A 12,595-nucleotide genomic window follows, 5' to 3' on the forward strand; every position below is an offset into this window, starting at 1 on the left:
TGATTCTTGGGCTGGTTAAGTCTTTGGAAACAGAGAGGTGCCTGATTGGCACCTTTGTTTTTAAGAGCATTCATTGCGAAAAGTATTTATTTTTCTTTTGAGCGATACTTTTTTGCCAATTCCTGCGCATCCCGTTTAAAAAGATCCGTTGAACCCGCTATTGACGGTTTAAAAAGTCTTTGTAAGCTTAAAGGAACTCCGGATTCCGCCAGTTCAATCTGTGTAGCTTGTATGCTTTCTGTAAAATCTAAGCCTACCCCAACTCTTTTACAACCTTTGCATTCCGCATAAAGAATGTAATATCCGCGTGGGTATGACAGCTTCATGATGTCGCCGTTGGTTACATGCTGACGTTCTAATAATTGACTTTCGTCCTTATTATATAAAGAGACTATTACGTCTTGTTTTCTGTTCCCGCCAACAAATTCAAGGTAAAAATCAAGTTTTTTCAGTTCAACTGTTTCTTGCGCGTAGGCTGTGCTAATGAAGTTAATTAGTTGTGCAGCAGATTGCTCTACTGATTTGGGAGGATGATAGGGGCTGGCAGCAGTTAGTAGTGCAAATACAGACATTCCTAAAGAAAAAGACTCTTTCTTGCTGGATGGTTGATAAAAGTAACTTAGTAGTCCGCCAATAATGCATAAAAATACTAATGCTACCCATCCCTGGCCTAGATATGATGAAAAGTAGATGCGTAAAACGTCTGCGATACGCAAAACCGTAACATATGTAGAATCGCTTCCACCCCTGAGTAAATCACCAAAGCCAAGTAAAAATGCGCCTGTTGCAGCAGCAGCATGTATACCCCATTGATTTCTTACCCTCGAATTCGCTTCCGACATATTTCCCTCCCATTAATTATTAACTATGCATTGTTTGCGCGCGGCTTTAATAGAAACCAGTTGCAGTTAATTGGAAGGTGTAAGCAGAGGGCTAAAAATACTATCAATCGATTGCAATGCTTTGAACACATTCAATTAAATTAATTTTATTAAATATATATGGAAAGTGTTTTTTTGAAAAGACTAATTTGCATTTATTTTGAGCGATTAAAAAAGCTGAAATATTAAATATAAGAAATATTATATTTTTAGCAAAAATATGTCCTATGACGAACTGACTAAGCAGGAATATCCAATTGGATATATGTCAGCTGGAATTTAAGGGGGGATCTACAACGGAAGAGCTTTATTAAACTCTTTTGTGTCGGATTTGTGCTGTAGCTGTGAATTGGAATCAAGAAGTCATTAAGTGATTATTCATTACATATTTTATAAAAATAAAAAATTAATCACATTGCACAAATGCTCAAATTTTTTCCATATCTTCCGAATCCAGTGCGATCACATGGGTCTGCATGATGCCGCGTTCATCATGCCATTCGCGGATGACGCAAGGCTGGCCTTCTTCATCCAGATCGATGACCTTGAAGAACTGACCTATCATGGATTCAATCAGAATGCGTTCATCTTCCGGGAAGCTCTTGATGAAGCGCTTGTCCAGGTTGACGATACGAACGATGTCACCGACGACTACGGGCTGGTTCTTGCAATCGACGGCGGTGTGAGGTGCTGACATGGTGGTTCCAGTATAAATTATTGACGGATATTGTACTTCCTATGGCCCGTTCGCTACAGGATAGTCAAGAAAAAAGAGTCTGGCTGCACGTGGCAACCAGACTCTCGTTTTTTCTTCAAAGTAAATCAGTTACTGCTGACAGCCTGCTTGCTGCTGATCAGTTTCAGGCTGCTTTCTTTTCACGGGCGACCCAGTACAGCGCGAAAGCGATCAGTACATAAGGGATCAGTGATAGCGCATCGGCATTTGCACCTTCAAAGAAAGGATTATTGGCCGTGGCCCAATCACCTATTTTCTTGTCGAAGTCTGTCAGGATACCAGCGGTAAAGGCAATCACGATACCTGCCAGTGCGCCGCCAGCGATGTAGCCGGAAGACAGCAGCACGCCAGAACTGCGGTCACCGGCAGCCTGTTTCTCTTCTTCGCTCAGATGCTGATTGTGTTCCAGCTTGTTATTGCGACGGTCCACCGCCCAACGTATCATGCCGCCGATAAACAGTGGGGCAGAGGAGGACAGTGGCAAATACACGCCAACTGCAAAGGCCAGCGATGGTATGCCTGCCATTTCCAGTACGACGGCAATCATCACGCCAAACAGAACCAGGGTCCACGGCAGCTGACGATCCAGTATGCCCTTGATGATGTAAGACATCAGCACGGCTTTTGGTGCATCATATTTCTTGACTTCAGTACCGTCAGGGCGCTTGTTGTAAGCACCATTGATGCCTGGGTCAACCAAATACACGGCTTTGCCGGCATTGTCGACAAAGTATTTGCCGGCAGGGCCACCAACGTTGTCATTCTTGTGCCAGACCTTGTACGTGCCTTTATCTTGTTCGGCCTGCGGGCCTTGCAACTGGGCAGTGTCGGTCAGTTTTGAAACATCCGTCACCAGTGCCGGTGCCACCTGGGCTGCCGGTACATACACGGTGCCGGAATCATTCAGTTTCAACAGAATAGGACCAAGGATCAGGGCAGAAGAAAATGCACCTGCCAGAATCGCATATTGTTGCAGGCGTGGTGTGGAACCGACGATGTAACCTGTTTTCAAATCCTGCGAAGTGGTACCGGCATTGCTGGAAGCGATACAGACGATAGCGCCGACAGACAGCGCAGTGACATAGTATTGACCACCAGTCCAGCCCATGATCAGGAAGATCAGGCAGGTGAACAGCAGGGTCGCCACTGTCATGCCAGAGATGGGATTGGAAGATGAACCGATTTCACCCGTCAGGCGGGAAGATACAGTCGCAAACAGGAAACCGAATACCAGAATCAGCAAGGCACCCAGGAAATTCATGTGCAGCGGTGTGGCGAAAGTGATGACGGCGATGATGGCCAAGGCACCAATGACCACCCATTTCATGGGAATGTCCTGATCAGTACGCACTGGTGCGGTGACGGCAGCCGCACCCTTGCCCAGGCCAGACAAACCGGCCGACAGGCTGCGCCAGATGGTAGGCATGGCACGCACCAGGCTGATCAGGCCACCGGCAGCAACCGCACCGGCACCGATGTACAGAATATAGGCACCACGCACATCATGCGCGCTCATTTGGCTGATCAGCTTGACGCCCGGTGCCAGTGGCACGCTCAATGCGTCACCAAAGAACTTGATCATGGGGATCAGCAACAGGTAAGACATGACGCCACCTGCGGCCATGACGGCAGCAATGCGCGGGCCGATGATGTAACCGACACCCAGCAATTCTGGTGATACTTCAGCACCCAGCGAACCACCTTTGAGCGGCGCACCAAACACGACTTCGGGCGTATCTTTCCAGCCTTTCAGTGCGACGTTGGCTATTTTGTACAGCAGGCCGATACCAAAGCCGCCAAAGATGATGGCAGCACGCTTGCTGGCATCATCCAGCGCGTTCGGGTTATTTTTTTCGCCGGCTGCTTCGCGGGATGAATCCGTCGCAGCGGCTTTCAATACCTCGGCACAGGCTGTGCCTTCCGGGTATTTCAGCTCATCGTGTTTTTCCACGATCATGGTTCTGCGCATGGGGATCATGAGCAAAATGCCAAGCAGACCACCAAGGCAGCCGACCAGCATCACGCGCGAGATTTCCAGGTCAAAACCCAGAATCAGGATGGCTGGCATGGTCACACCCAGGCCAAAAGCCAGCGATTCACCCGCCGAACCGGCAGTCTGGGTAATGCTGTTTTCCAGAATGGTGGCGTCTTTTGCACCCAGCTTATTACTGAGGCGGAACAGGGTAATGGCGATCACTGCAACCGGGATCGAGGCGCTGACCGTCAGGCCGACTTTCAGAACCAGGTAAAGTGAAGACGCACCGAAGATCATCCCCAGCACCACGCCCATGATCAGGGCGCGTGCGGTCATTTCGGGTAGTTGGGCCGAATCGGGGATATATGGTTTAAACCCCGGCTTGGTACTGGAGGCTGACATTTCTTTTGGCATTGGTGTACCTGTATTGTTGTCAAATTGAGGTAGAAAAAGGCGGATATTTTTTCAGCCTGGCGAATTATCGGGCTTCCCCGTCTCCTGGAAAAGGCCGATGAAAAAACATAAATAATCGCGCATTATCTCGCTTTTTCTCGTCAATTTGCAATGCCGTGATCACACTTGCTGCATCTCTTCCTGTTTACTTAGCGTCGGCAGAGCGGTAATGCCACGGATGACCGGGTTTTTGCCTGCAATATATGCCAGCAGCAGGGCACAGGCACCCGCAAAACCCAGCGAATAACGCAGGCCCAGATGTTCGCCCATCCAGCCACCGATCAGCGCGCCGGGTCCGGCCGGTATCAGGATCATCCAGCGCATGGTGCTGGTCATGCGTCCCAGCATGGCCTCTGGCGTTACCGCCTGGCGCAATGCCAGGAAGTTGATAAAAATCAATACGCCACCAATGGAAAAACACATCAGCATGAAGCCAAAGGCAGCGATGCCCCAATGATTGGCCGGTGCCAGTGCCAGCAAGCCCCAGCCCACACCGCAGACGGCAACTCCCAGCACCATGCAGGGACCAGGGCCAATGCGGCGACTGATGCGATAGCCACACACGCTGGCAATAATGGTACCTATGCCCATGCCCATATAACTCAGGCCAACCGCCTGTTCCGACAGGCCCAGTTCACGTGTGGCAAACAAGATCTGCACTACCAGGGCGGCGTTATAACAAAGTTGCCAGCCGCCGACCGTCATTGCCAGAGCGATCAGCAAGGGTTTGTTGGTGACAAAGGACAGGCCAGCCTTCAGGTCACGCCAGAAATGCGCGTCTTCCCTTGGCGTACGTACTTCATTGATATGGATGCCACGTAAAATCACCGCAGATGTCAGCAGTAACAGGGCATCTGCCAGCAATGCCAGTGGTGCGCCCATTAATTTGATCAGGGCGCCAGCGGTTGCCGGGCCGGCGACTTCTGCCCCGGAAGTGGCCAGGGCATTTTTGGCATGCGCTTCAACCAGGCGATCACGCGGCACGATTTGCGTCAGTACGATTTGCGAGGCTGAACCGGCGGTGGTGTTGACCATGCCTATCAAAAAACCGACCACATACAGCCAGGTCATGCCCAGATAACCCAGCCACCATGCCAGTGGCACGCTGGCAACCGCCAGCGATATCGTGATTTCACCAACGATATATACCGGCAGTTTGCGCACACGGTCCAGCAGCACACCGGATGGCAGTGACAGCAAGACGAAGGGCATTATTTCCATAAAGGTCAGTATGCCCATCTGCGAAGGACTGGCGTGCAGCAATATGGCCGCCGTTAGCGGCAATGCCAGCATGGTGACCTGGGCACCGAAAGAACTGATCAGTATCGATGTCCATAAACGGCGATAGATCAGATCACGTAATAGATCCCGCTGGGAGAGGGAAAACAAATCAAAAATTTTATTTATCATAATTAACAAACACAATGTGCTGTCTGTTCATTGCTGAGTGCATGATGAATGCATCACACATGAAGAAATGCCAAATGCTGTTGGATGACAAAGAATATGGAAAGACTGTGCCGGATCGGCCAGCGTTTACAATATGGTCATCAGGAATAATGTCAGGGGACTGGAAATTTCCAGAGCCAGAGCCTGCTGCATAAGTTCCAGGCTCTGAGGTCGCTTTCGCATGTTTTTATTGACGCGACCTGTAAATAGATTGTATTGATATTGATTAGTTCCCGCCAGTGAAAAAAATGATGTTTGAAAAACCAGTAGTGATGATTGACTTTGAAACCTCGGGCATGACGCCAGAGCAGGGTGGTCGTGTGACCGAAGTGGCTGCCTTGCGTATCGTCGGTGGTGAAATTGTGGATCGCTATGTATCCCTGATCAATTGCCGTGTGCGCATACCCTACTTTATTACCGAATTGACAGGCATTACCCAATCCATGGTGGACCATGCCCCGCCCGTTTCGGAAGTCATGCCGGAATTGGTGGAATTTATCGGCAGCGACGCACTGGCAGCCCATAACGCCAGTTTTGACGAGAAATTCTTGCTGGCAGAAAGTGATCGCCTGGGGCTGTGGCCTGCTTACGACGGTGTCATCTGTTCTGTGAAACTGTCACGGCGTGTGTTTCCGGGGCTGAACAGTTATTCGCTAGGGCCGCTGGCATCATCGCTGGGCATACGCTTTAAAGGTTCGGCCCACAGGGCGGAAGCCGATGCGGAAGTGGCTTCCAAACTCATGCTGCGGATCGCCGCTGAATTGGGCGAGCGCTATGGCTTCAATGGCATAGACCCGCGCCTGCTGCAAGATGTGAACAAGCTGACGGCAGCCAAAGTACCTGCCTTCCTGAAAAAGCAGAGTGCCGGGCCACTGGCTGAAGTGATTCCCTCCGTGTCAGCAAAGGCCGGCAAAAGTATCGCTACCAACAAGACTGCCGCACTACAGCGCTATCGCCATTACAAGGGCGGTATCTACGAACTGGTCTGCGAGGCAACCCAGGAATCTGACTTGAGCACAGTGATTGTCTATCGTTCACATGATGGCAGTGTCTGGACCCGGCCCAAGGCAGTATTCTTTGAAACGCTGGAAATCAATGGCGTGAAAGTACAGCGCTTCACGCCCATAGCTGAATAATTCCTCAGGCTTTTGCAGCCTGGCCTGGGCCATCGGTAATCAGCTTGCGCAATACCGGGATCAGCACGACCAAAACTATGCCAACACCAACGCTACCCCAGCCCAGGACTGAGAAAATGTAATTATAGGTAGGGTTGGTCAGAGAAGGCAGGCCTTCCGTCGCTTCAGGTATCAGGCCCGAAAATTTGCTGGACAGGATGGAAGCCGTTCCGGTCACCAGCATCCATGTGCCCATCATCACGCCCTGGTACTGGCGCGGTGCCAGCTTGCCTATCATGGCATAGCCGATAGGTGAGATCAGTAACTCAGCCACGCTTTGCAGCAGATAGCTGATGAAGATCCATTTGAAGGCGACCAGGCCATTCATTGATGCCGTTTTTATACCCAGCGGCAGCACCAGAAAGGCGATACCTATCAAGATCAGGGCGGCAGAGAATTGACGTGGAATATCAATATTCCAGCCGCGTGCACGCAGCTTGTCAAACAGCGTGGCCATCAGCGGGCCGCCAACCATGATGACGAAGCTGTTGATGTTCTGTATCCATTGCGGCGCGATTTCATAGCCCCAGACCATGCGGTCCACATTGTTGACGGCGAACAGTTGCAAGCCCATAGGCGCCATCTGGTACAAGGTCCAGAATACCAGTGAACCCAGGGTCAGCAGCAGATAGGCACACATATTCCTGCTTTCGCGCTCATTCTTGTGGATGGCAGTCAGGGCAGTCAGTATCAGGCCAATGATGACGCTGATTATCATCACCAGATCACCCGTGCCTTCCGCCCTGTGCAACATGAATTCGACCAGCGGGACGAGGCCGGCCATGACCAGCAGACCCACCAGAAAACGCCAGCGGAACTGGCGTGGTGTCGCGTCCAGCAGCGTTGTATTCAGATCAGACAGGACACGCCAGTTGATGGCTGCCAGCACGATCGCCATGAAATTGCCTATAGTGGCAAAAATGAACAGGCTGGAATAATCTTCCAGCAACTGGTAATAGCCGGCTGCGGTAAAGCCGATGAAAAAGCCCAGATTCATCCCGGCATAATTCCACAGGAAGGCACTTTCGCGACGATTGTCTTCCGGCTTGAAACGCTGGGTCAGCATCAGGTTCAGGCAGGTGACGTTGAGGCCGCTGCCCGTCAGGAAGAAAGCCAGTCCCCAGTACATCGTACTGGACGTGCCTACGGAAATGGTGGCACAACCGACGACTTGCAGGATCATGCCGCCGACAAACAGATTGCGGTTACTGATGAAGCGACCAGCCAGATACCCGCCAAACAGATGCAGGCCATAATTGAATGCGCCAAACACACCCATGATGGCCGTTGCATCCCTGGTACTGAAGTTCAGTTTCTTGGTGGCATACAAGACCAGGGTGGAATACAGTACGGCGAAACCGAGGGTGGCGAAAATCTGTATGAAAAACAGGGCGCCAGCACCTTCCGGTATGGCGGCTATTCTTTGTTTAATTGTTGACAAGTGGCCTCCGGGGCGTCGGGTTTGCAGGCATTGTAATGCAAAGAATCTTCTAAATGTCATGCGGATGTCATGCAAATGCTATGCATATTCCAGCGCTGCATGTAAGACAATATTCTGGTATGTTGCTGCGTATGTGCATGGGCACGGCAAGCAGCTCCTTAATTTTGAATGTAAAGCAATGGATAGTATTGACCTGGAAGTATTGAAAACCTGTGACGCCTGGATACGTGCTGGCATGGCCTGCGAACTGGTTACGGTCGTCAAAACCTGGGGTTCCAGCCCAAGGCCGGAAGGGGCGACACTGGCGATAGGCAGTAATGGGCAAGTTGTCGGTTCGGTATCCGGTGGCTGCATAGAAGATGATCTGATAGAACGGGTGCAGCGCGAAGGCATCGTGCGCGAACTACCGGAACTGGTCACCTACGGCATCACCGCTGACGAAGCCCACCGTTTTGGTCTGCCCTGTGGCGGCACCATACAGTTGTGTATAGAGCCGCTTTCTGCCCGCAGCCGTATCAGCGAATTGTTGCAAAGACTGGAACAGCATGAATTGCTGTCCCGGCAACTTGATCTGCGTACCGGCGAAGTCAGGCTGGCGACAGCATCACCTTCACAACAGTTAGTGGCGACCGAAGACATGTTGTTGACCGTGCATGGCCCGCGCTGGCGGTTGCTGATCATTGGGGCAGGGCAGTTGTCGCGTTTCCTGTCCAGTATTGCGCTGGGGATGGATTACCAGGTAATAGTCTGTGATCCGCGTGAAGAATATACTAATGGCTGGCATGTTGATGGTGTCAAAGTGGTTCACGCCATGCCGGATGATCTTATACTCGACATGCAGCTCGATAGCCGCAGCGCAGTCGTGGCACTGACGCATGATCCCAAACTGGACGATCTGGCCCTGATGGAAGCCCTGAAGTCAGAGGCTTTCTATGTCGGTGCCATAGGTTCCCGCGTCAACAATGCCAAACGCAGGGAAAGGTTGAAGGAATTTGATCTGACCGATGCCGACCTGGCGAAACTGCATGGACCCATAGGTTTATATATAGGCAGCAAGACACCGGCTGAAATTGCCATTTCCATCCTGGCCGAACTGACCGCTGTGAAAAACAATGTGCTGTTGCCGGCAGAGGTCAATGTGGCCCATGCCAAGGCGGCCCTGACATGAGAAATTACGCGTTTCGTCTGGTGAATGTGTTTGCTGAAAGCCAGTTTGGCGGCAATCCTCTGTGTGTCTTTGAGCAGGCAGATGGCTTGAAAGATGCTGAAATGCAGGCGCTGGCAAGGCAATTCAACTTGTCGGAAACCAGCTTCATATTGCCACCAGAACAGGCTGGTGCCATTGCCAGGATGCGTATTTTTACGCCGGACATGGAAATGGCCTTTGCCGGTCATCCCAGCCTGGGCACGGCCCATGTGGTGAAGCAATTGCAGGCTGGCGACACGCAGTTTGCCCTGGAATGCAAGGCTGGTCTCATTCCCATGGCGCTGGATCAGCAGGGTATCTGGACCCTGGTGGCACCATATCGTAGCGAAGTACAGCCTGTTGAGGTGCAGACCCGCTCTTGTGAACTGTCACCTGCACAGGTGGCAGGCATGCTGGGCTTGCAGGAAGAAGATTTGCTGTCTGCCCCGGTATGGTTGGATACCGGCAGTGAACAATTGCTGGTGCCTTTGAAATCTGCCGCTGCTGTGGCTAAAGTCCAGCCGGATAGTGCGCAATTGGCAAGTTGGCCAGCCAACCGGGTCGGTCGCAGAATGGCCTATGTGTTTGCTTTTGACGAGCCTGTAGAGTCCAATCCGGAGCCCAGGCAGGTCACGGCGCGTTATGTCTTTGCGCGCTCAGATGGTGGTTTTGGCGAAGACCCTGGCACCGGTTCCGCCTGTGCCAACCTGGGTGGCTGGTGGCTAGCGCAGGGACGTAATGTACCGGTCAGCATGGTAATTAGCCAGGGCGTGCAGATGGGGCGGCCTTGCCGCTTATACCTTGAAGTGACAAAAGATCAAGCCATACGGGTCGGTGGCCGGGTAATAGAAATCGCTCAGGGCCAGGTGCAAATCGAATAAACCTGTGCCGAACAGCATATATCGGCAAGAAATCCGGTATAAATCAATATAAGCACGGGAAGAGCAGACGTAAATCCTTTAAAATAGCGACTTCATTCATTTGCACTGAAAATTCCGTGGTACAACGCCAATTGTTTCTGTCATTGCGTTGGTGGCCCGGTTCAGGATATTCCCCCTATGAGCATGTCTACTACCCAGGAAATCGTTGCCGAATTGCGCGCTGGCCGCATGGTGATACTGGTTGATGAAGAAGATCGTGAAAACGAAGGCGACCTGATTATGGCCGCTGAATTCGTCACCGCCGAAGCCATCAACTTCATGGCCAAGTTTGGCCGCGGCCTGATCTGCCTGACACTGACTGAAGAGCGTTGCGAACAATTAAACCTGGCCATGATGACCAGTCGCAATGGTACTTCTTTTGGTACCAATTTCACCGTATCCATCGAAGCGGCAGAGGGCGTTACCACCGGTATTTCGGCAGCAGACCGTGCCCGTACCGTGCAGGTCGCTGTTGATAAGAAGTCTACTGCAGCAGATATCGTCCAGCCTGGCCATATTTTCCCGCTGAAGGCGCAAAGGGGTGGTGTCCTCATGCGCGCCGGCCATACCGAGGCTGGTTGTGACCTGGCAGAACTGGCTGGCCTGACGCCCGCATCCGTGATTTGCGAAATCATGAAGGATGACGGCACCATGGCACGCCTGCCTGATTTGATCGAATTTGCCCGTGAACATGGCATGAAAATCGGCACCATTGCTGATCTTATCCATTATCGCAGCCAGACAGAAAGCATCGTTGACCGTGTTGCCGAGCGTGAAATGCATACCGTGCATGGCAGCTTCAAGGCGATTGTTTACCGTGACAAGCCTAGCGGCTCTGCCCATCTGGCGCTGGTGCATGGCGATATCACGCCAGAAAAAGCGGCCCTGGTGCGTGTGCATCAGCCTGTATCGATACTTGATTTGCTGGAAAGCCAGGCCACCACGCATTCCTGGAATGTGGCAGCAGCCATGGCGGCTATCCAGAAATCGGATTCCGGCGTGATCGTCCTGCTTAACTGTGAAGAAACTGCCGACCAGATGTTTGACCAGTTCAAGGCGCTCGATACGCCTGAGGCCAAGCCGGTAAGCCGTGCCGCCCGCATGGATTTGCGCAATTACGGTATCGGTGCACAGATTTTGAAGGATGTGGGTGTAGGCAAGATGAAATTGCTGGCCAATCCACGCAAAATGCCATCCATGACAGGATTTAATCTGGAAGTTGTTGGTTATTTGGACAAGCCTTGCTCTGACAAACCGTGATGAGAGCGAAAGGCCGGTGATGAAACTGCCGGCCTGATATGCTGTCCTCATCCCCAAATTAATTATCAAGCGCTACAGCGCAGGAAAGAACATCATGACAGTAGGACATTACGAAGCAAATCTGGATGGTGCAGGTGTACGTGTCGGTATCGTACAGGCGCGCTTTAATGAAAACGTCGGCAAGGGTTTGCTGGATGCCTGCCTGGCTGAACTGTCATTGCTGGGTGTATTGAACGAAGACATCCTGCATGTGACCGTACCAGGCGCACTGGAAGTGCCGCTGGCACTGCAAAAACTGGCAGAAACCAACCAGTTTGATGCCCTGATCGCCCTGGGTGCTGTCATCCGTGGTGAAACTTACCACTTTGAACTGGTATCGAATGAATCTGGCGCAGGTATTACTCGCGTTGGTCTGGATGCCGGTATCCCGATTGCAAATGCCATCCTGACCACCGAAAATGATGAGCAGGCAGAAGTACGCATGCAGGAAAAAGGCCGCGATGCCGCCCGCGTTGCCGTAGAAATGGCCAATCTCACCCTGGCACTGGAAGAACTGGCAGAAGCCACAGAAGACGTGCACTATGATGCCTGATCGTTTTTGCGACGATCACCCCAGCTTTAAAAAATGTAAGAGAAGATATGAATAATAAATCCCAACATGCCAATCCAAGCAAAACCCGCTCGCCACGTCACCGTGCGCGCGAATTTGCCTTGCAAGGCCTGTATCAATGGTTGTTGAACAATGAAGATTCGGGTTCGATCGAAGCCCACATCCGTGAAGCCCACGGTTTTGATAAGGCTGACAGAGAGCATTTTGATTCCCTGCTGCACGGCGCGATCAAGCAATCCATCGCCCTGCGTGAAGAAATCGCTCCCTTGATTGACCGCAGCATTGCCGAACTGTCACCGATAGAACATGCTGCCTTGCTGATTGGTGCTTACGAGCTCAAGAACCACATTGAAATCCCTTATCGCGTCGTCATCAATGAAGCGGTAGAGCTGACCAAATCATTTGGCGGCCTGGATGGTCATAAATACGTGAATGGCGTGCTGGACAAGCTGGCCTCCAAATTGCGTGCTGCCGAGGTTGCTGCTGGCAAATAAGCGCGAAAGCACTAT

11 protein-coding genes are annotated in these 12,595 nt (G+C 51.6%); 6 read left to right on the forward strand and 5 right to left on the reverse strand.

The window, feature by feature from the left end; translation table 11 throughout:
* Positions 1-86: 86 nt before the first annotated feature.
* The 4 genes from ACO0LK_RS04865 to ACO0LK_RS04880 all read right to left on the reverse strand — a co-directional run bounded on the left by ACO0LK_RS04865 (position 87) and on the right by ACO0LK_RS04880 (position 5,434).
* Positions 87-842 carry a hypothetical protein gene (locus ACO0LK_RS04865; RefSeq protein ID WP_422972719.1) on the reverse strand — a complete coding sequence of 252 codons (756 nt, stop codon included), beginning with the start codon at positions 840-842 and terminating at the stop codon, positions 87-89.
* 466 nt (positions 843-1,308) lie between these two features.
* A complete protein-coding gene (locus tag ACO0LK_RS04870; RefSeq protein WP_422972721.1) occupies positions 1,309-1,578 on the reverse strand; it encodes a hypothetical protein in 270 nt (89 codons plus the stop codon).
* Between the two features lie 163 nt (positions 1,579-1,741).
* Positions 1,742-3,994 (reverse strand): OPT family oligopeptide transporter, encoded by a 2,253-nt coding sequence (locus ACO0LK_RS04875; protein ID WP_422972723.1) that lies wholly within the window; start codon positions 3,992-3,994, stop codon positions 1,742-1,744.
* A 171-nt stretch (positions 3,995-4,165) separates the two neighbouring features.
* Positions 4,166-5,434, reverse strand: coding sequence for an MFS transporter (locus ACO0LK_RS04880; RefSeq protein ID WP_422972725.1), 1,269 nt, complete (start codon positions 5,432-5,434; stop codon positions 4,166-4,168).
* 311 nt (positions 5,435-5,745) lie between these two features.
* Between ACO0LK_RS04880 and ACO0LK_RS04885 the strand changes: the two genes are divergently transcribed.
* Positions 5,746-6,630: a DUF1653 domain-containing protein gene (locus ACO0LK_RS04885; protein WP_422972727.1), complete on the forward strand. Its 885-nt coding sequence runs from the start codon at positions 5,746-5,748 to the stop codon at positions 6,628-6,630.
* A 4-nt stretch (positions 6,631-6,634) separates the two neighbouring features.
* Here the strand turns inward: ACO0LK_RS04885 and ACO0LK_RS04890 are convergent, their stop codons facing one another.
* Positions 6,635-8,110 carry a peptide MFS transporter gene (locus tag ACO0LK_RS04890; RefSeq protein WP_422972729.1) on the reverse strand — a complete coding sequence of 492 codons (1,476 nt, stop codon included), beginning with the start codon at positions 8,108-8,110 and terminating at the stop codon, positions 6,635-6,637.
* Between the two features lie 178 nt (positions 8,111-8,288).
* Here ACO0LK_RS04890 and ACO0LK_RS04895 point away from each other — a divergent pair, with 178 nt between their 5' ends.
* The 5 genes from ACO0LK_RS04895 to nusB all read left to right on the forward strand — a co-directional run bounded on the left by ACO0LK_RS04895 (position 8,289) and on the right by nusB (position 12,580).
* Entirely contained in the window at positions 8,289-9,278 is a 990-nt protein-coding gene (locus ACO0LK_RS04895; RefSeq protein WP_422972731.1) for an XdhC family protein, read from the forward strand.
* Positions 9,275-10,177 carry a PhzF family phenazine biosynthesis protein gene (locus tag ACO0LK_RS04900; protein ID WP_422972733.1) on the forward strand — a complete coding sequence of 301 codons (903 nt, stop codon included), beginning with the start codon at positions 9,275-9,277 and terminating at the stop codon, positions 10,175-10,177. The genes ACO0LK_RS04895 and ACO0LK_RS04900 overlap by 4 nt, the downstream gene beginning before the upstream one ends.
* Positions 10,178-10,354: 177 nt before the next feature.
* Positions 10,355-11,476 (forward strand): bifunctional 3,4-dihydroxy-2-butanone-4-phosphate synthase/GTP cyclohydrolase II, encoded by a 1,122-nt coding sequence (gene ribBA / locus ACO0LK_RS04905; RefSeq protein ID WP_422972735.1) that lies wholly within the window; start codon positions 10,355-10,357, stop codon positions 11,474-11,476.
* A 94-nt stretch (positions 11,477-11,570) separates the two neighbouring features.
* Complete coding sequence (gene ribH, locus ACO0LK_RS04910; RefSeq protein ID WP_186945612.1) at positions 11,571-12,068, forward strand: 6,7-dimethyl-8-ribityllumazine synthase; 498 nt, start codon at positions 11,571-11,573, stop codon at positions 12,066-12,068.
* A gap of 47 nt (positions 12,069-12,115) precedes the next feature.
* Positions 12,116-12,580, forward strand: a complete 465-nt coding sequence (nusB, locus tag ACO0LK_RS04915; protein ID WP_186945611.1) for a transcription antitermination factor NusB — start codon at positions 12,116-12,118, stop codon at positions 12,578-12,580.
* Positions 12,581-12,595 lie beyond the last annotated feature (15 nt).

The organism is Undibacterium sp. Ji49W (genome assembly GCF_049340205.1).
Taxonomy (GTDB): domain Bacteria; phylum Pseudomonadota; class Gammaproteobacteria; order Burkholderiales; family Burkholderiaceae_D; genus Undibacterium.